14 protein-coding genes and 1 pseudogene are annotated in these 18,443 nt (G+C 67.4%); 8 read left to right on the top strand and 7 right to left on the bottom strand.

Annotated elements, in window-relative coordinates:
- Positions 1 to 182: 182 nt before the first annotated feature.
- The 3 genes from ACFTSA_RS23165 to ACFTSA_RS23155 are packed head-to-tail and all read right to left on the bottom strand — an operon-like array spanning position 183 to position 6,036.
- On the bottom strand, positions 183 to 3,635 hold the full coding sequence (locus ACFTSA_RS23165; RefSeq protein WP_377954355.1) for an ATP-binding protein: 3,453 nt from the start codon (positions 3,633 to 3,635) through the stop codon (positions 183 to 185).
- Positions 3,632 to 4,585, bottom strand: coding sequence for a DUF4194 domain-containing protein (locus ACFTSA_RS23160; RefSeq protein ID WP_377954353.1), 954 nt, complete (start codon positions 4,583 to 4,585; stop codon positions 3,632 to 3,634). The genes ACFTSA_RS23165 and ACFTSA_RS23160 overlap by 4 nt, the downstream gene beginning before the upstream one ends.
- Positions 4,582 to 6,036 carry a DUF3375 family protein gene (locus ACFTSA_RS23155; protein ID WP_377954351.1) on the bottom strand — a complete coding sequence of 485 codons (1,455 nt, stop codon included), beginning with the start codon at positions 6,034 to 6,036 and terminating at the stop codon, positions 4,582 to 4,584. The genes ACFTSA_RS23160 and ACFTSA_RS23155 overlap by 4 nt, the downstream gene beginning before the upstream one ends.
- Before the next feature lie 316 nt (positions 6,037 to 6,352).
- On the opposite strand from ACFTSA_RS23155, the gene ACFTSA_RS23150 reads away from it, so the two are divergent.
- From ACFTSA_RS23150 to ACFTSA_RS23140, 3 genes are all read left to right on the top strand, one after another.
- Positions 6,353 to 6,655 (top strand): hypothetical protein, encoded by a 303-nt coding sequence (locus tag ACFTSA_RS23150; RefSeq protein WP_377954350.1) that lies wholly within the window; start codon positions 6,353 to 6,355, stop codon positions 6,653 to 6,655.
- 175 nt (positions 6,656 to 6,830) lie between these two features.
- Entirely contained in the window at positions 6,831 to 8,804 is a 1,974-nt protein-coding gene (locus tag ACFTSA_RS23145; protein WP_377954374.1) for an acyl-CoA dehydrogenase family protein, read from the top strand.
- Between the two features lie 192 nt (positions 8,805 to 8,996).
- Positions 8,997 to 9,920, top strand: a complete 924-nt coding sequence (locus ACFTSA_RS23140; protein ID WP_377954349.1) for a YrzE family protein — start codon at positions 8,997 to 8,999, stop codon at positions 9,918 to 9,920.
- Between the two features lie 15 nt (positions 9,921 to 9,935).
- On the opposite strand, the gene ACFTSA_RS23135 is transcribed toward ACFTSA_RS23140, so the two are convergent.
- The gene (locus ACFTSA_RS23135) at positions 9,936 to 10,340 is read right to left on the bottom strand and encodes a YchJ family protein (protein ID WP_377954347.1); all 405 of its coding nucleotides are present in this window, start codon (positions 10,338 to 10,340) and stop codon (positions 9,936 to 9,938) included.
- Positions 10,341 to 10,561: 221 nt separating this feature from the next.
- On the opposite strand from ACFTSA_RS23135, the gene ACFTSA_RS23130 reads away from it, so the two are divergent.
- The 4 genes from ACFTSA_RS23130 to ACFTSA_RS23115 all read left to right on the top strand — a co-directional run bounded on the left by ACFTSA_RS23130 (position 10,562) and on the right by ACFTSA_RS23115 (position 14,613).
- A complete protein-coding gene (locus tag ACFTSA_RS23130; RefSeq protein ID WP_377954345.1) occupies positions 10,562 to 11,395 on the top strand; it encodes a hypothetical protein in 834 nt (277 codons plus the stop codon).
- 105 nt (positions 11,396 to 11,500) lie between these two features.
- Positions 11,501 to 12,505, top strand: coding sequence for an aldo/keto reductase family protein (locus ACFTSA_RS23125; protein WP_377954343.1), 1,005 nt, complete (start codon positions 11,501 to 11,503; stop codon positions 12,503 to 12,505).
- 8 nt (positions 12,506 to 12,513) lie between these two features.
- Positions 12,514 to 13,365 carry an SDR family oxidoreductase gene (locus ACFTSA_RS23120; protein WP_377954341.1) on the top strand — a complete coding sequence of 284 codons (852 nt, stop codon included), beginning with the start codon at positions 12,514 to 12,516 and terminating at the stop codon, positions 13,363 to 13,365.
- A 123-nt stretch (positions 13,366 to 13,488) separates the two neighbouring features.
- Positions 13,489 to 14,613 carry a sulfite oxidase gene (locus ACFTSA_RS23115; protein ID WP_377954340.1) on the top strand — a complete coding sequence of 375 codons (1,125 nt, stop codon included), beginning with the start codon at positions 13,489 to 13,491 and terminating at the stop codon, positions 14,611 to 14,613.
- Positions 14,614 to 14,650: 37 nt separating this feature from the next.
- Here the strand turns inward: ACFTSA_RS23115 and ACFTSA_RS23110 are convergent.
- The 3 genes and pseudogenes from ACFTSA_RS23110 to ACFTSA_RS23100 all read right to left on the bottom strand — a co-directional run.
- Positions 14,651 to 15,207, bottom strand: a pseudogene (locus tag ACFTSA_RS23110) (dihydroxyacetone kinase subunit DhaK); the annotation flags it as partial.
- A 75-nt stretch (positions 15,208 to 15,282) separates the two neighbouring features.
- Positions 15,283 to 16,056, bottom strand: a complete 774-nt coding sequence (locus ACFTSA_RS23105) for an SDR family NAD(P)-dependent oxidoreductase (RefSeq protein WP_377954338.1) — start codon at positions 16,054 to 16,056, stop codon at positions 15,283 to 15,285.
- A 31-nt stretch (positions 16,057 to 16,087) separates the two neighbouring features.
- Positions 16,088 to 16,912 (bottom strand): sugar phosphate isomerase/epimerase family protein, encoded by an 825-nt coding sequence (locus ACFTSA_RS23100; RefSeq protein ID WP_377954373.1) that lies wholly within the window; start codon positions 16,910 to 16,912, stop codon positions 16,088 to 16,090.
- A gap of 190 nt (positions 16,913 to 17,102) precedes the next feature.
- Between ACFTSA_RS23100 and ACFTSA_RS23095 the strand changes: the two genes are divergently transcribed.
- Positions 17,103 to 18,440 (top strand): MFS transporter, encoded by a 1,338-nt coding sequence (locus ACFTSA_RS23095; protein ID WP_377954337.1) that lies wholly within the window; start codon positions 17,103 to 17,105, stop codon positions 18,438 to 18,440.
- Positions 18,441 to 18,443 lie beyond the last annotated feature (3 nt).

The raw sequence follows: 18,443 nt of genomic DNA, 5'->3' as shown, positions 1-18,443 counted from the left end.
AATGACGCCGTGCAAGCTCTCGCAGGGGCTGCTCTGCCCGCCGCATGGGAGTGTCCAAGACCCTGTGGAGCGTTTGGCGAAGACTGGTGAAGTGACCACAGTGGCACGGCGCAGCGGCCCGCCACTAGGCACGGCCCAATAAATCCATCGATTTGTTATAAATGGGACCGAAGCGTTACCAACTACCGCAGCACGATATCCACGGGATTCGCCTCCGACCGCCATTGCCCTTCCGTGCCGGGCCTCGGGGTGATAACGGGGGCGGTGAGCACTCCGGAGCGGTTGGTCCGCCTGTCCCGCAGGATCTCGGTGACCGAGCCCAGGTGCCGGGAAAGGTCGATGACGTTCTCGGGCGCAGCCAGGAGCAGCTGGAAGCCAAACTCGTGGAGCGCCTTAATGCCCGCGCCGGCGAATTCCTCGGAAGCCAACACGAACGCCTCATCCATCATCACGGTGCCGTAGGTGGTGAAGCCCTGCTCCGCGATGCCCAGCTGGTAGCTCAGCGCCGCGGCCATGATGAACGCGGTAAACCGCTGGCGTTCGCCGCCGGACATGGAGCCGGTGTCGGCGTGCATAAAGACGTCCGTACGCTTGCTGCCCTTCTTCCCGGGGGCGTCCACCTCACGGTGCTCCTTGCACTGGATGAACAGGTGGCCGCGCACGTCCAGCACCTCGGCCCGCCAGCGGCGGTCCTCGGGAGTCTGCGACCCCAGCCGCTTCACCAGTGTTTCCAGCGACTTGTAGCGCGCGGTCAGTTCGGCGTCGTCGTTCTGGCCGGCGTGGGCGGCGTCCGCCTTGCCGTGCCGGGCGTGCCGGGTCTTCAGCGCGTTCTGGATGGCGTCCTTGAACTGCTTGGCCGTGGCAGGGAGGGTCTGCTTGATGTCGAGTTCCAGGTAGCTGCCCTCGTGGAAATTCACCTCGGACAGGATCCCGTTCAGCGGCAGGATCCTGCTGGTGATGGAACGGCGCTCCTCATCCAGCAGGTGGAGCAGGGTGCTGAACGACTCATGCGTGCGCTGGTTGAAGAACTGCCGGAATTCGGCCTCCTGCGCGGGCAGACCATCGTTGATGATTGCGTGGTAGCGGGCCTCGAACTCGCCAACGGCGCCGATGGACGTGCCGTGGTCGGCCGAAATGGCGGTGCCCCAGTCGCGGACGAAGCCTTCGAAGATCCGGGTGAGCCGCTCCGATGTGGCCTGGGCGCGGGACTCTGCGGCGTGCAGGTCGCCGAGCAGCTGGGTACGCACCCGGCCGGCGAGGTTGTCCAGCTCGTGCATTTCCGTGACGTCGCCGAATTCGGCGAAGTACGGCGCCAGAGCCGCGCTGGTGGAGTCCGACGGCGGGGCCTGGTTCAGGCGGGCACGCGCGGCTTCCAGCAGTGAATCGGAGGCAGTGAGCTGCTGGTCCAGTGCCTTGTATTCGCTCTGCAGCACCGCGGCCGCCTCGGTGCTGGACTGGTGTTTCTGGCGCACGGCTTCGATGTTGGCGCGGAGCGGTTCGAGGTCAGCCTGGGCGGCGAGGGCGTCCTTGAGCCGCTGCTCAATCCTGCCGAGTTCCTCCGCAGCGACCGCCGCCGAAACCTGTTCCCACGGTCGGTGGTCCTCGGCAACCCTGCGCAGGGCCTCGAGCTGCCGCGACATGCCCTGGTGTGATTCCTCGCGGCTTTGGGCCAGCTCCGCGGCCTTAGCCAGTTCCTGGCGCAGGTCTTCCGCCTGTCCGGCCACGAGTTCCAGCTTGGAGGCGTTGTCGAACCCGAGGACGTAGTCCTGCCGGCTGGTGAACCGGTCGTCCTTCTCCACGGTGTGCCGGTTGCGCTTGACCACACCGCCGAGGCTCAGGCCCTTGTCCAGGGCCGCCAGGTCGTCGGGGTTCTCCACGCACGGGTACGCGAAGTCGAGGGCGATCCGCTCCCGGATCCACATGCCGGCTTCGCCGTTTGTCCCGGTGGTGAGGATGTCCAGCTTGGTCAGCAGGTCGCCGTCGGCCACGTCCTCCACCGCAAGTGCCGCTCCGGCGAGCGGCTTGGACACGTCCACCGCGCGCAGAGCGCCGCGGACCGTGTGGCCGTTGAGGTAGCGGGTGACGGCGGCGAAGTGCTCGCCCGGGACCAGGAGCGTGGTGGCCAGGTTCCGCAGCGCACGTTCAGCGGCGGGGCGCCACTGCTCCTGCCCTTCGGCGAGGTCGATCAGCTCGCCGCCAAACGGCATCTGCTCCTCGGGGACGCCGGTGGCGGCCGCGATCGCGGCGCGGTTTTCAATGCTCGACGGCGGCAACAGGGACTTGCGCGTTTTCAGCGACACCAGTTCCTGCTCGGCCGCGGCAAGCTCGCGCTTCTTCGTGGCGTGGGCGTCGAAGGCCTCGAAGCGGAGCTCCTGCAGGGCCGCGGAGTCGTCCTTAAGCTCGGCCGAGCGGGTGGCCGCCTGCTCGTGGGCCTGCTCCCAGCCCTCAGCCGTCCACTCCAGGTCCAGGCCGGCCTCCGCCAGAGCCTGCCGGGCCGCCTCCTCCACCTGCTGGCGCAGTTTCAGCCCCACCCGGGCGTTCTCGAGGGACTGCTCGATCGAGGAGATGGCGTTGCCGCCCTGGTTGTTGTACTCCGCCTCGAGCTGCCGGAGTTCCTTGGCCAGGCCGTCCCGCACGCCGCGCTCCGCCGCGAGCTCCTTGGCCTTCGCCTGGGCGAGCGCCCTGAAGCGGGCCAGCGTTTTCTCGTGCACGGTGACCGCCAACTGCTGCCGGTAGGCCTCGAACTCCTCGCCCGCGAGCTCGCGGAGCCGGTTCGCGTCCAGCAGCGACTGGGCGTACTCCCGGTTCAGCCCCGGGACGGGGGCCAGCTGGTCGCGCTGCTGCCGGACGTCCTCCAGGCGCTGCCGGATGGACATGAGGTTGCTGAATTCCTCGACGACGTCGTCCGCAGCCGCCAGGGTGGCCGGGGCGTCCAGCACCTGGTCGCGGAAGAAGGTGTTCACGCTGCCGCCCAGGCCCTTTCCGGCCTGGATGACGCGGAGCAGGGGCAGCGCCTGGTCCGAGTTGATGCCGAGGAGCCGGCGGAACCGCTCCGCGAACGCCTTGTGGACGTCAAAGACCTGGGCGGCCGGGAAGATGTTCTCCAGCGCAGCCCGGGTGAAGCGCTTCTCCGCGATGTCCTCGATGGCGGCGAGGTCCAGCGGCCTGTTGTCGATCACGTAGTACCTGCCGACGCTCGACTCCGTACCGTTCTTGGGCAAGTCAAACAGTGCCGACACCGTCACCTTGGTGCCGGCCGCGTTGTCGAACGTCAGGGCGACGGCGGACCACGTGGCACCGGGGCGCTGGAACGCGCTGGCCGAGCCCTCGCCCACGGCCTTGTCCCCCACCTTGCCGCGCATGTACGTGAACGTGGTCCGCTTGTCCTCCACGGCGCCCGAGCGCTGGGCTGCGGCCTCGTTGGAGCGCGGCCGGGCATCGAACACCCTCAGCATGGCGTCGAACAGCGTCGACTTGCCCACGCCGGAGTTGCCGGTCAGCAGGGTGCCGTTGCGGTCCACGTGCATCGTGTGCGCCCCATGGAACGTGCCCCAGTTGACCACCTGCACCAGGGCCAGGCGCATCTGGCCCGGGTTAACGACCTCGCCCAGCGGAAGCATGCTAGCAATACTCACTTGGCGGCCTCTTCAGATACCGACTTGCGGGACGTCGACGGCAATGCCGCCCCCGCCCCTTCGCCGCGCAGCTGATCTTCGATCAGCTCAGCGCGCGGCTCCGACAGGCCCGATGCCACTCCCGGGGCGGCATTGCCGTCGCCGTCTTCTGCTGGCACGTCACCTTCCGATTCGTCCTCAGAGCCATCATCCGAGCGGACTGGATCTTCGCCGTCGAGTTCTATTAGGGGTTCAGTGCCTGTGGAGTCTGCGGTGGCGGCTATTAGGGCCTCGATTTGGGCGGGGATGTCGCCGATGTTGTCGAAGGGGAGGGCCAGGGGCAGGGCGTTTGAGATGGTGTAGACGTCGTCCAGGCCTGTGGTGAGCAGGAGCTGGCGGGCTAGGAGTTTGGTGATTGCACGGTTCACCACGTCCGAGTCGCGCAGGGCATCCTGCTGGCCGGCCGGCTGGTAGTGGGCCACGAGCTCCGCGATTTCTTCCTTCGTGATGGTGGGGTCCGTCTGCGCCGTGACGTGGCGGTCCAGCAGGAGCCGCAGGCGCAGCAGCACGATCGTTTCCACCCGGCTCAGGGCACGCTGCTGGCGCAGGATGCTGGAACGGGCACTGCCGCCGATGGCCTCGGGGTCGACGGGACGCAGCACGGCAATTTTGCGTTCGTGGTCCAGCTGCAGCGTGAGGAACAGCTCGGACAGCCGGCTGCGAAGGATCAGCTGGTTGTCCAGCAGTGTTGTCCAGAGCTTCTCGTCCCGGCCGCCGTCGACGTAAGGGCCCTTCAGCAGCTTCACCAGTGCCTGGCGCACCTTCATGGGCAGCACGCCGGTATCCCCGGTGAACAATGCTGCGCCGTCCACAAAGGTGTCTCGGGGACCAACGCCTGCGCTGATTGAACTGGTTTCGGCCGGCTCAGCCAGCGGCGCCCCGGCGTCCGCCGTCGTAATCTCTTCAGTCATTGCTGATCCTTCTTGAGCGTTACCACCGGCAGGTACGCCTTGCGGGTGGTGCCGTCTATCTGTTCGAAGTCGAGGGCCTCCCACGCCAGCTGGTCAAAGCCGGCGCCGGTGTGGAGCGCGTGCGAGAGGAGCGCCCGGATGGAGTTGATGTGCTGTTCCTCCGGTGGAAGCTGCTCCCACGCCTCGGCGAGGGTGGACGCGCCGGCGGCCGCGGCGCGGATCGACTCCGGCCTGGCCTTGGCGGTCCTTGGCGAGCGGACCCGGTCCGAGTCGCTGAACGCGATGGGCTCCGCAAGCTTGGGCGGGGCAGCAAACTCGTCCGGATCGAAAAGCTTGACCATCGCCAGGGATTCGAACCCGGCATTGAACAGCACCGGGCCACGAACCAGGCCGGGCCTTTCGCGCTCGTAAGGCATGGAGCGGATGGCCTGCTCCGCCTCGCGCAGCACCTTGCGGAGCCGCACCGACTGGCGGAAGTCATCACTCTGGACGTAGGTGTTCAGGCTCTCACTGAGCTTGCCGTAGATGCGCTGGATCTGGCTGTGCTGCTGCCGGAGTTCCGCCACCAGGTTTTTCAGGGTTTCGCGGTCTTCCGGCGACAGGTCGTCCGCGAACTGGCGGCTGAGAACTTCGCCAATGGCGGAGCGGAAGCGCAGCTGCTGCTGCGGGTCCTCGAGAAATGCCGTGAAGGAACGGAAGGTCCTGCCCTCCGGGCTCTGGCGCAGCCGCTTGTCCGCCTCGAGTACCTGTGCCATCGTGGCGCCCTTGGTCAGGGATTCCTCGATGATCTGGTTCCGGAGCTCACCCACGAGCTCCTCGATCCGGTCACGCATCTTCTTGTAGTCCGCGGGCAGGCTGGCGGCCAGGTCCAGGATGTTGCCGGCCGCTTCCACCGCCTGGTCGTCATCGAGGAGGCCGTCGAAGTCGCCGGAGCTGATGTCCTCGATCAGCTGCTGCCGTTCCTCGATCTCCTCCTCCAGCGCTTCCAGCCGGGCGCTCTGGTCCGGGTTGGTCTCGTTGGCGAGCTTCTCCACGTCGCCCAGGAGCGTGCCCAGCCGGGACCCGTTGAGCGTGGACCGTTCGCTGGAGAGGCTGTCCAGGAACGCCAGCACGCGGGCAGCCGGCTCGGTGACCTCGTACACGATCTGCCCCGACTGGTTCCGGCGCGTCAGGAACTGCTTGCGGGTCCACTCGTCGCCGAAGGATTTCCCGTTGGCATGGCCGCCCAGCGCCGGATCCTGGCGGCGCAGCTGCTCAAGGAAGGAGTCGACGTCGGCGTGGAATTCCTCCAGCGGAAGCTGCGGCCGGGTCCGGGTGAAGGATGCCTGCAGGACCGCAATCACCCAAGGCGCGGAGCGCGTGAGGGCCCACGCCGGTCCTTTGGTGAGGAGCTCAAGGTCCCTAAGCCGTGCGCTGATCGCGTCAGCGGAGGACGTGGCGGACCTGGGCACACACTCTCCTTCAGCAACTCGGGGGATGGTCTGGGCGGCGGAAACCCAAAAACTGGCAACTACAAGGTTAACGCAGAGCCGCTGGCCCGGCCGCGCCGCCCTCCCATGCAAGCCGGGAGCGGTCCCCGTTGCCTGCCACACAACGTTACGGATGTGACAGATGAGGTTTTCGCAATCACTCCGTGACCTACGGAAGAGTATTGTCTCGATCCCGTATCAACGCGGCCACAGCATGGCTGAGAGGCTGGAGGAAGCTCCGCTCCTGGCTCTAGTCTCGAGCTACTGATCCATCCGCAGCAACGGCGCAGGGGGAAGCATGGAGTTCGACTTGAGTGCAGTGGAGACAGGCACCCTGGTGTTCATCGGTACGTTGGTGTTCGCCTTGGCCCTTGTCCTCTTCGTGGCGGCGGCGGCCTTCGCCGCGCTCGTCCTGGTTGGCGTGGGAAGGCTGGCATGGCTGGTCGTTGCCGCGGCGCTGCTCAGGACGGTCCACTCGATCAACCACGCCTGGGACAGGCTGGTGCACCACGCCTCTACAGTCGAGTTTCCCGCGGAGTTTCAGGGGCAGCCGTCCCCTAGCACCGGAACCTACCCGCGGGTAGCATTGAGGGACAGCTGAAGGGTTCTCCACCCGCGGCGGACCCAGGGCTTAGAGCCGGTCATCCGGTTAGAGGAGATGCCCCGTGAGCTCCGCCACTGACAGCCAGGCGACTGAACGCCGGGCTGCTGACAGCACGTCAACAGACACCACAGCTACCGCCACAGCTGCGGACGGCGCTGGCGCCGTTCCGCCCGTGGACAGTCCAGCGTCCGAAACACCTGTTGCTCCCGAGAAGATCGGCGCGGGCGCGTCTGCCGAGGACGCCCGCGCCATCGCCGAGGCCGCACGCGAAACCGAGTGGGCCAGGCCCAGCTTCGCCAAGGGTCTGTACCTTGGCAGCTTTGACCTGGGCCTCATCCACCCCTGGCCCGCCGCCAAACCCGGCGACGTGGAACGCGGCGAGGCCTTCATGGCGCGGCTGACGGAGTTCTGCCGCACTATGTCCGGGCGAACGATCGAACGCGACGCCAAGATTCCCGATGAGTATCTGCGCGGCCTGGCCGGGCTGGGCGTGTTCGGCATGAAGATTCCACAGGAGTACGGCGGACTGGGCCTGTCCCTGGTGTACTACGGCCGGGCGCTGGCCCTGCTGGGATCCGTGCACCCGAGCCTGGGCGCCCTGCTTTCCGCCCACCAGTCCATCGGCGTGCCGGAACCGGTGAAAGTGTTCGGCACCCCCGAGCAGAAACGCAAGTATCTGCCGCGCTGCGCCGAGGGGGCTGTCACCGCCTTCCTGCTGACTGAGCCCGACGTCGGCAGCGACCCCGCCCGGATGGGCAGCACCGCCGTTCCCACCGCCGACGGCGAATCGTACGTTCTGGACGGCGTGAAGCTGTGGACCACCAACGGCGTGATCGCCGAACTCGTCGTGGTGATGGCCGTGGTGCCACAACACACCGACGCCGACGGCGCCGTCCACAAGGGCGGCATCACAGCGTTCGTAGTAGAGATGGACTCGCCGGGAATCACGGTGGAGAACCGCAACACCTTCATGGGCCTGCGCGGCATCGAGAACGGCGTGACCCGGTTCCACCAGGTCCGGGTGCCGGCCGCCAACCGGCTGGGCCGCGAAGGCCAGGGCCTGAAGATTGCGCTCACCACGCTGAACACCGGCAGGCTCTCGCTGCCCGCACTGTGCGTGGCGACGGGCCGCTGGAGTCTCAAGATTGCGCGCGAATGGTCCAACGCCCGGACGCAGTGGGGCCGCCCGGTGGGCAAGCACGAAGCCGTGGGCAAGAAGATCGCGTTCATCGCCGCCACGGCGTTCGCCCTCGACGCCGTGTTCGAACTGTCCGCGGAGATGGCCGACGCCGGGCTAAAGGACATCCGCATCGAGGCCGCGCTGGCCAAACTGTGGTCCACCGAGATCAGCTACCGGATCGCGGACGAACTCGTGCAGATCCGCGGCGGCCGCGGCTTCGAGACGGCCGAATCGCTCGAGGCCCGTGGCGAGCGGGCAGTCCCCGCCGAGCAGCAGCTGCGCGACCTGCGGATCAACCGCATCTTCGAGGGGTCGTCGGAGATCATGCGGCTGCTCATCGCCCGCGAGGCCGTGGACGCGCACCTCGCCGCCGCCGGGGACCTGGCCTCCGCGGAGGCGAGCCTTTCGGACAAGGCGCGGGCCGCCGTCGGCGCTTCCGGCTTCTACGCAAAGTGGCTGCCCAAGCTGGTTACGGGCGCAGGCATGGATCCGCGGTCCTACAGTGATTTCGGCCGGCTGGCCAAACACCTCCGCTTCGTGGAGCGGTCCTCGCGCCGGCTGGCCCGCCAAACCTTCTATGGCATGGGCCGCTGGCAGGCCCGCCTGGAGCACAAACAGGCGTTCCTGGGCCGGATCGTGGATATCGGAGCCGAACTGTTCGCCATGGCCGCCAGCTGCTCCCGCGCCGAGATGCTGCTCCGCACCGCCCCGGAACGCGGCGCCACCGCGTTTGAACTGGCTGACGCCTTCTGCGAGCAGGCACGCGTCCGTGTGGACGAATACTTTGACCAGCTGTGGCGCAACACCGACGACGGCGACCGCGACGTCGCGCGCAAGGTGCTCGCCGGCGACTACACGTGGCTGGAGGCCGGGGTGCTGGACCAGTCCGAAGGGACCGGCCCGTGGATCGCCGACGCGTCCGCCCGGAAATCGACCAGGGAGAACCTGCACCGCGCCTACCGCTGACCGTCCGCCCCCGCTCCGGCACCCATCCCGCCCCTGACAAGGGAAGACGCGCCACACCAAGATACTAAGCATCCTTGCTAATGCCCATTGAACGGAGTTAGCTAGAAACTGAGGCCAGTGCCTTGGCCTCGGCATTGCGTTGCCCGGCTTAGGCCCCTGAGCCCGGGTCCGTTCAATGAAAGCGAGTCGCTGATGAGCAGCCCAACCGGCTCCGGGGACAGACGCCCCCGGCGCACTTCCTCTGAATCAGTTCCGTCCGAAACCAGCAGGCCCGATCTCAATCGGCCGGATCTCCGTCGGCCGGAGCACAGCGCGGCAGACGCCCCCACGGAAGCCACTCCTGTCTACGATGCCACGCAGACCCGGCGGTCGGACCGCTCCGGCATCACCGGCACGGGCGCTTCGACGGACACGCACACCCGGGCCCTCCACACCACGGACGCAGGTGCGCCGTACGCCGAGCGGGACTACACACCCGACGATGAACCTGACGACCGCCCGGATACGCCACGGCCCGACGATCCGGCCTTCGCCACCCGGGAGATGGCCGCAGCCCGCGAAAGGGAGGCGTTCGGCGGCATCAAGATTGGCTCGGCGTTCTTTGGCTGGCTGGCCGCCACGGGCATGGCTGTGCTGCTGACCGCCCTGGTCGCTGCGGCCGGGACTGCCGTGGGACTTGCCACGAACACCGACGTGAACGCCGCCGTGGGCCGCGCCGCCTCGAACCAGACTGTTGGGATCGCGGGCATCATCATCCTGCTGGTCATCCTCTTCGCGTCCTATTACAGCGGCGGTTACGTCGCAGGCAGGATGGCCCGGTTCAATGGCGCGAAGCAGGGGTTCATGGTCTGGATCTGGGCCCTGATCGCCGCTGTGCTCGTGGCCGTACTCGGCATGATCGCCGGCGAGCAATTCAACATCCTGGCGCAGCTGAACAGCTTCCCGCGGATTCCGGTCAACGAAGGCCAGGTCACCACCACGGGCATCATTGCCGCCGTAGTGGTCGCCCTGGTGGCGCTGGTCGGTGCAGTCCTTGGCGGCATGGCCGGCATGCACTTTCACCGCAAGGTGGACCGCGCCGGATTCACCCCCACGGCGGACTATGAGGAGCACTGAACCAGGAAGCTGCCGCTACCGGTAAAGCGCGATGGCGTCCACGTAGAACCAGCGCCGGCCCTCCCTGAGGAAGCGGCTGGCTTCGTGGTGGACGCCTCGCTCTCCGTCCTGGCGGAAGTGAGCCTTGAACTCCACGACGCCTTCGGTGTCGAGCGGTCCGCCGCGCTCGGCGGACACAATGTCCAGCCGCCGCCATTCCAGGCCGGGACCGAACTCCAGCTCTGCCGGCCGGGTGCTGGAATGCCACGTTTTGAGGAGGTATCCGGCATCCAGCAGGACGAAGGCGGAGTAGCGGGAGCGCATCAGCTGTTCGGCGGTGGCTGCCTCCGCCGACCCGTTGTGGAACCGGCCGCAGCAATCCGCATACTGCTCCCCGGAAAGGCACGGGCAGTTGCCGGAGAAGGATTCTGGCTCGGTCATGGCATCCTTTGGAACTTGGCAGGGGCGCTTGCCGGATCAGCCTATCGGCGTCCGGATGTGGCCGGGTCCTATAACAGCTTTGAAACAACAGTTGCCGGCGCTTGTCATGAGGGCATGTCGGCAGTAAATAGTCCGTATGGTGGTTAGGGGCTGTTTTCCGGCGTGACCACCGGGCTCGATCACTGGGTGACGGGCCGGGCGCCGATGGTAAGGAGGGTGAAGTGGAAGATCCGACAACGATTGCACTGAACCTGACCTTTTTCGGCACCCTGGGGGTTGCCTTCCTGATGTTTATCGGGCTGTGCATCAGCGTCATGCTCACGCTGGTGATTGCCGGGCTGGGACGCCTGGTGGCGCTGATCGTGATGGCACTGTTCGGCCGCCTCCCCACGAACGAGACCATCGAGATCGTGCGGCTCGCTGCTGACGGAAGCCCGCTTCCCGCGGACGCAGATGTGGTGCCGGCAATAACCAAGACGAAAAAGGCCGCCAAGGCGCCCCGGCCGGTCCGCGATCCCCGTGCACCGATCGACTGGAAGAAGCTGCGGACCCGCGCCGGCCTCCAGGAGTCGCTGCGCAACGCCGTCGTCCATCATCCCCTGATCACGGCCGCGCGGCCGGTACCGCCGGTCCTCGCCAAGGACTGGGCCGACGCCGTGGCTGCCGCCGACGCCCGTGCTGTGGCGCGAGCCCGGGCCGCCGCATCGGAAGTCAAGGTCACCGTGCGGGACCTCCCGCCTCCCGGCGTTGCCGCGGCCAGCGTGACAGAGGTTGCGCCGCTTGTGGAGTCGGCCCTGCGCAACGACGCCGTGCCGGCCGAACCGTCCAGCCCGGATGCCGCCGGCACCGGTGCCTCGAGTACGGTCCCCGCCGGCACCGGCGCCTCCGGCAAGGGCGCCGCCAGCAAGGGCGAAACGGTCCGGTCCGCCTTGGCGTTGTCCGCCCAGCCGCCGCGTCCTGCGCGGAAACCTGCTGTTGCCGGACACGTCACGGTCCTGGACACCGGGTCCATGACGTCGCTTGCGCAGCACCCGGACGCCCGCACCCGCGCCTGAGGGCACTGGTTCCATGCCGAGGGCGGCAGCGGCGGTGAGATAGGGCGCGAGATAAGGGGCAGGCATCCCTTACCCTGAGCAACCATCTCCGCTAGCGTGAAGCCCATGGAATTCAGATACCTCGGAAACAGCGGATTCAAGATTTCGGAAATCACGTTCGGCAACTGGCTCACGCACGGCTCCCAGGTGGAGAACCACGTCGCCGCCCAGTGCGTGCGGGCGGCCCTGGACGCCGGCATCAGCACGTTCGACACGGCGGACGTCTACGCCAACACCGCGGCGGAAAGCGTTCTGGGCGAAGCACTCAAGGGCGAACGCCGGCAGTCCATCGAGATCTTCACGAAAGTCTTCGGTCCCACCGGTCCCAAGGGCAAGAACGACCTCGGCCTGTCCCGCAAGCACATCATGGAGTCCATCGACGGGTCCCTCAGCCGGTTGCAGACGGACTACGTGGACCTGTACCAGGCGCACCGCTACGATTTTGAAACGCCGCTCGAGGAGACGATGCAGGCGTTCGCGGACATCGTCCGGCAGGGCAAGGCCCTGTACATCGGCGTCAGCGAGTGGACCGCCGAGCAGCTCCGCAGCGGCCACGCCCTGGCCAAGGAACTGGGCTTCCAGCTCATCTCCAACCAGCCGCAGTACTCCATGCTGTGGCGGGTCATCGAGGCGGAAGTGGTCCCGGCGTCGGAGGAGCTGGGCGTGTCCCAGATCGTCTGGTCCCCCATGGCGCAGGGCGTGCTGAGCGGCAAGTACCTGCCGGGCCAGCCGCTGCCGGAGGGCAGCCGCGCCACCGACGACAAGGGCGGTGCGAAGATGATCCAGCGCTGGATGCGCGACGACGTTCTGGCCGCCGTGCAGGAGCTGCGCCCGGTCGCCGAGGAGGCCGGGCTGACCATGCCCCAGCTGGCGGTGGCCTGGGTACTGCAGAACCCGAACGTCGCTTCGGCCATCGTGGGTGCGTCCCGGCCGGAACAGGTGGCCGACAGCGCCGCGGCCGCCGGCGTGCGCCTGGACCCTGATGTCCTGAAGAAGATCGACGCCGCCGTCGGCTCGCTCGCCGAACGGGACCCGGCCCAGACGAAGTCCCCCGCCACCCGCGAGGCCTAGGAGCACCCATGACGGATCTTCCAGACCTCGCCGTCACCGGCTCAACCGGGGTCCTGGGCGGCATGGTGGCCCGCCAGTTGGCTGATGCCGGGTTCTCCCAGCGCCTGCTGGTGCGGGACGCCCGGCGGGCGCCGCGCCTGTTGGACGCCCCGGCGGTGGCGGTCAGTTACGGCGACCCCGCGTTGTCCCGCCCGGCCCTGGAAGGCGTCAAGGTCCTGTTCATGGTGTCGGCGGCGGAGGCGGAGGACCGGCTGCAGCAGCATTACGCCTTCGTGGACGCCGCCGCGGAAGCCGGGGTGCAGCACATCGTGTACACGTCCTTCTTCGGCGCTGCGCCGGATTCCACCTTCACGCTGGGCCGCGACCATTACGCCACCGAGGAGCGGATCAGGGCGTCCGGCATGGGCTTTACCTTCCTGCGTGACAACTTCTACCTGGATTTCCTGCCCATGCTGGCTGGGGCGGACGGTGTGATCCGGGGTCCGGCCGGCGACGGCGTGATGGCCGCCGTCGCCCGGGAGGACATTGCCCGGTGCGCGGTGGCCGTGCTCCGCGACCCTGCCGTCCACGCCGGCGCAACCTATGACCTGACCGGGCCGGAAGACATCTCGCTGGAGCACGCCGCGGAGGTGCTCACGCGTGCCACCGGCAGGACCGTCACGTACCACAACGAAACCTTGGAGGAGGCATTCGCCTCCCGCGCCTCCTACGGAGCACCGGCGTGGCAAGTCGAGGCCTGGGTTAGCACCTACACGGCGATCGCCGCCGGGGAACTGGCCGGGGTGACGTCGGACGTGCACGGCCTCACCGGCCGGGACCCGATGGAACTTGAGGAACTGGTGAAGCTGCCGCAACTGTAGGGGCTGGTGCTGGGCGGTTGACGGTCATATGCGCGCAGCGTAAACCTGTGAGGAGGAGCACGCCTATCAGCCGCTGCACCGCGGCGGCACAGAAACCGCAGCACCGAGCAGAATCGCCAGGCCATGTCCAAGCTGATCTACCGACGCCGACCATCCGCCCGCCCCGCACCCCATACCGGTGTCACAGCGCCTTCCGGTGAACCCACGCAAGGCCCGCTCACCAGGGAAGAGCTGCAGCTCGCGGTGCGGAACCACTCGATGCCGCTTGAGGCACTGCGCGAGGACGTGACTCCGCCCGGGTTGCATTATGTGCTGACGCACTTCGACATTCCGCAGGTCAGCGGCGCCTGGCACCTGCTGATCGGCGGCGCCGTGGAGCGGGCCATGGAACTGAGTCTCGCGGCACTGAAGCGCGATCCGGCCATCAGCGTCCAGGTGACCATGGAATGCGCCGGCAACGGGCGCTCCCTGCTCCGGCCGCGGCCGCTCAGCCAGCCCTGGACAATGGAGGGTGTGGGGACGGCCGTGTGGACCGGTGTGCCGTTGGCATACCTGCTGGCCCAGGCCGGTGTCGAGCCGGAGGCGGTTGAGGTGGTGTTCACCGGCCTTGATTCCGGGATCCAGGGCGGCGTCCGGCAGCAGTACGCCCGGAGCCTGCCGATTTCGGAAGCGTCCCGGGCCGACGTCGTTCTTGCCTACAAGATGAACGGCAGCGAACTGCCGCCTCAGCACGGCTATCCGCTGCGCCTGGTGGTCCCCGGCTGGTACGGCATGGCGAGCGTCAAGTGGCTGCAGTCAATCCAGGTGGTCACGACGCCGTTCCAAGGCTTCCAGCAGTCGGTCGCCTACCGCTACCAGCACAACGCGGACGACGCCGGCACCCCGGTTTCACGGATCAGGGTGCGGTCGCTGATGGTTCCGCCGGGCATTCCGGACTTCTTCACCCGACGCCGGCACCTGCCCCGCGGGCCCGTCATGCTGCAGGGCCGGGCGTGGTCCGGTGAGGGCACCGTGACGAAGGTGGAGGTCGGCATCGATGGCAAGTGGGTTCCGGCGCAGCTGGACAAGCCGGCCGGCGCCTTCGCGTGGCGGGGCTGGAGCCTGCCCTGGGTGGCGGACCCCGGCCACCACGAACTGGCGTGCCGGGCCACCGACGCGACCGGCGCCGTGCAGCCGCTGGAGCAGCACTGGAATTACCAGGGCATGGGCAACAATACGGTCCAGCGGGTGCGGGTCACCGTCGAATAGCTGTCGCCGGCCCTCAGCACGCTTCGGGCGGTGGCGGCCCGATGGTCCTGGTGAGGCTGTTGGCCTTGCGGCCCAGGCGGACGACTTCGGCCAGGTCCGCGCCGGCTTCGGCGGCTGCCCCATGACCTTGAAAACCATGAAGTCCCCGGCGATGCCGCGCCGCTTGGACGCTTCCGACGCCGGGGCGCTGGCGACGTCGTCCGTCACCAGGACGTTTTCGACGGCGATGCCCTCGGCGGCCAGCCGCTCGCTGGCCATGCCGAAGTTCATCACGTCCCCGGCGTAATTGCCGTAGGTGAACACCACACCTGCGCCGCTGTCCGCGGCCTCGGCCACGGCATAGGCCTGCTGGGCGGAGGGTGACGTGATGTTTCCCACCACCGCGCCGTCGGCAAAGCCCGGACCGATGAGCCCGGCGAAGGCCGCGTAGTGGCCCGAGCCGCCGCCGGCGAGGACCGCCACCTTCGGCGCCGCGGGGCGGTGGCGGCGCACGGCCCCGCCGGGAACCTGGCGGACCAGTCCGGCGTGAAGATCGCAGAAGCCGCCAAGTGCTTCCTCGGCGAATTCCGCTGGATTGTTGAAGATTCTGGTCATGGCTGGCTTTCTTTGCGGCGGCGTGCGGCGGGGCGGGGGTGTTGGGCGGGGTGGCGGCGCTGTCTTCGCGGCGCGTTAGTGCATGTGGCTTCCGCCGTTGATGTCGATGGTGGTGCCGGTCAGGTAGGCGGACTCCTCGGAGGACAGGAAGGTGATGACGGCGGCAACTTCCTCGGTGGTGGCGTTGCGGCCCAGGGGGATGCCGGCGTTGATGGCGGCTTCCTGCTCCTCGGTGCTGCCGACGCGGATGTTGGTATCCACGGCGCCGGGAGTGATGGCGTTGATGGTCACGCCGGAGTCGCCGAGTTCGCGGGCGAGGGCCTTGGTGAAGCCGAGGATGGCGGCCTTGGCTGCGGAGTAGGGGACCTTGCCGAAGACGCCGCCACCGCGCTGAGCGGATACGGAGGACATGTTGACGATCCGGCCCCAGCCGTTGTCCATCATGTCCGGCAGGAAGGCCTTCGTGACGAGGTAGGTGCCGGTGGAGTTCACGGCCATGACCTTGTTCCAGAGGTCAAGGGTGGTTTCCAGGAAGGGCACCGGCGAGGTGATGCCGGCGATGTTGGCCAGGGCGCCGACGGCGGGAAGGGCGCCACTCTTGACCTCGGCCGAAACTGCCTTGTAGGCGGCGTTGACGGACTCCTCGTTGGCGACGTCAATCTCGTGGCCGAACGCCGGGACGTTGAATTCGTTGCCGATTTCGCTGGCGACCTTCGCGGACTTCTCGCCGTCGAGGTCAAGGATCACCACGCCCCAGCCCTGGCTGGCGTAGCGGCGGGCGGTGGTGATGCCGATGCCCCGTTCCGAGGTGGCTCCGGTGAGGACGGCGGTGCGCTGAATGGTGGTCATGATGGCTCCTAAGAGGTTTTTGTGGGATTGGTCAGATGAGGTCGGTAATGAAGCTGGCTGCCTTCGCGGCCGCCGCCGGGCGTTCGTCGTGGGTGATGTCGCGGGTTTCCAGTTCCAGGCTGAAGTGCCCGGCGTAGCCCTGTTCGGCCAGGCCCCGCAGCCCGGCCGCGAAATCGGCCTGTCCGTTGCCGATGCTGAGGTTGATATTGCCGGGCACGGCATCGCGCAGGTGCACGTGGGCTATCCGGCCCTCGTGGCGTGCCAGGTACTCCAGCGGGTCCTCGCCGGCGGCGACAATGTGGCTGAAGTCCATAACAATTCCAACGCGGGAACCGGCCAGCCGCTGTGCCAGCAGTTCTGCGCGTTCCAGGTTCCAGCAGAACCGCAGGAAATGCAGCGATTCGGTCCAGAGTTCGACGCCGAACCCGGCCGCGCGCTCCGCCGCCCGGATGAGCTGCGACGCGACGGTGTCCAGATCCCCGTCGAGGCCGCGGACCGGCTCGTGGCTCAGCGCACCGCAGGGAAGGACAAGAGCTCTGGCCTCCGTTTTAGCGGTGAGGGTGAGCAGCGCATCAAGGTGCCTGTCCCGCTCAGCCTGCCGGCCGGCGTCGAGCACGGCGTTAAGGGCCCCGATATCCCCGTTGACGGAACGCACCCGAAGGCCCGATGCGGCCACGTCGGTGGCAACGGCAGAGACGGCGTCCGCGTCGAGTTCATACGGAACGTGGTCGCAGACGCCGGGGAGGGCGCCAAGGTCGATCTCGGCGAAACCAAGCCCTGCGATGGTTCGCAGGGCTGTTGGCAGGTCCTGGTGGCGGAAGCTGATTGATGAGCACCCGAGTCGGGAATGGAACATCGTCATTGATCCTCTGGTCGTGCCCGGCAGGCTGTAGTGATGGACACCACAGTAGTCGTGTTGAATGTTAACAGTCAACTCCTAACGGTGACTGTTGACAGTCAGCCATGACGTGGGTCACACTGGACGCATCTTGTTAACAGTCGACAGCGATGGAGCCTCTCCAGCCGCTCTTCGAAAGGGAACCACCATGAGCAAAGATGCTCTGACCATGCGCGGTCCGGTCCACGGCACCAAGGACGCCAGGCGTGTTGCCATTGGCTCGGGCGTCGGCGCCGTAATCGAGACCTACGACTTCATCGGCTTCGGTACCGCAGCCGCCCTGTACTTCGGCAATGCCTTCTTCCCGGGAAGCGATCCCGTCACCGGGACCCTGGCTTCCTTTGCCACCCTCGGGGTCGGCTTCGCAGCCCGTCCACTGGGCGGCATCATCGGCGGCCACCTCGGCGACAAGGTGGGCCGCAAGCCCGTTCTGGTGGCTTCCCTCATCCTGATGGGCCTGGCCACCTTCGCCATCGGCCTGCTCCCCACCTACGCCGCAGTGGGACTGCTCGCCCCGGCGCTGCTCGTGTTCGTCCGCATCGTCCAGGGCCTGGCCTTCGGCGCGGAATGGGGCGGAGCGATCCTCATGAGCTACGAGCACGCGCCCTGGAAAACCAAGGGCAAGTACACCGGCATTGTCCAGGCCGGCTTCCCGGTAGGCCTGCTGCTGGCCAACCTGACCTTCCTGTTCAGCGTCCAGCTGGGCAGCGAACTCGCCTGGCGCATTCCGTTCCTGGCCAGCATCCTCCTGGTGATCGTCGGGTTGATCATCCGCTCCAAGGTTCCCGAGTCCCCTGTCTTTGACGAGGTCAAGGACCACGGCGACATCGTCAAGTCACCCATCGTGGAGGTCATCAGGACCGACTGGCGCAACATCGTGAAGGGCATTGGCCTGCGCATCGCCGAGACCGCCGGCTACGCCGTGTCCATCACCTACATGATTTCCTACATCAACAGCCAGCACCTCGCCGACAAGTCCCAGACCCTGGTGGCCCTCTGCATCGCGTCCGCCATCGGTATTTTCGCCACCCAGGCTTGGGCGGCCCTGACCGACAAGATCGGCCGGCGCCCCCTGTACATCTGGTCCACCGCATTCGCCGCGCTGTTCGCCATTCCGATGTTCCTGCTGGTCAACACCGGCCTCTTCGTCTTCATCATCGCCACGATCGTGATCTCCTACGCGGTCTGCCAGAACTCCCTCGCCGGCGCCCAGGGCGCATGGTTCCCCGAGCTCTTCCAGGCCAAGACCCGCGCTTCCGGCGCCTCGCTGGCCTACCAGATCTCCGCCATGGTCTCCGGCTTCACCCCGTTCATCACCACCCTGCTGTTCGTCAGCTTCGGCTGGATTGGGCCGGCCCTGCTGTTCGGCACCTACGCCCTGATCGGCCTCTGGGCAGCCGTCGCCACCCGGGAAACCTGGGGCAAGCGGGAACGCGAGCTGGCTGATGAGATCACCAAAAGCACCCCCCAGTCGGTGAGCGCCTGATGA

The organism is Arthrobacter sp. NPDC057013 (genome assembly GCF_042674585.1).
In the GTDB taxonomy this organism is placed as follows: Bacteria; Actinomycetota; Actinomycetes; order Actinomycetales; family Micrococcaceae; genus Arthrobacter.
This window is presented reverse-complemented; position numbering and strand designations above follow the sequence as displayed.

Excerpts from the sequence above, each read along its gene's own strand:
- ACFTSA_RS23135 (WP_377954347.1), bottom strand. The coding sequence starts at position 10,340 with ATGACCGAGCCAGAATCCTTCTCCGGCAACTGCCCGTGCCTTTCCGGG.
- ACFTSA_RS23115 (WP_377954340.1), top strand. The coding sequence starts at position 13,489 with ATGTCCAAGCTGATCTACCGACGCCGACCATCCGCCCGCCCCGCACCC.
- ACFTSA_RS23140 (WP_377954349.1), top strand. The coding sequence starts at position 8,997 with ATGAGCAGCCCAACCGGCTCCGGGGACAGACGCCCCCGGCGCACTTCC.
- ACFTSA_RS23095 (WP_377954337.1), top strand. The coding sequence starts at position 17,103 with ATGAGCAAAGATGCTCTGACCATGCGCGGTCCGGTCCACGGCACCAAG.
- ACFTSA_RS23105 (WP_377954338.1), bottom strand. The coding sequence starts at position 16,056 with ATGACCACCATTCAGCGCACCGCCGTCCTCACCGGAGCCACCTCGGAA.
- ACFTSA_RS23150 (WP_377954350.1), top strand. The coding sequence starts at position 6,353 with ATGGAGTTCGACTTGAGTGCAGTGGAGACAGGCACCCTGGTGTTCATC.
- ACFTSA_RS23125 (WP_377954343.1), top strand. The coding sequence starts at position 11,501 with ATGGAATTCAGATACCTCGGAAACAGCGGATTCAAGATTTCGGAAATC.
- ACFTSA_RS23100 (WP_377954373.1), bottom strand. The coding sequence starts at position 16,912 with ATGTTCCATTCCCGACTCGGGTGCTCATCAATCAGCTTCCGCCACCAG.
- ACFTSA_RS23120 (WP_377954341.1), top strand. The coding sequence starts at position 12,514 with ATGACGGATCTTCCAGACCTCGCCGTCACCGGCTCAACCGGGGTCCTG.
- ACFTSA_RS23160 (WP_377954353.1), bottom strand. The coding sequence starts at position 4,585 with ATGACTGAAGAGATTACGACGGCGGACGCCGGGGCGCCGCTGGCTGAG.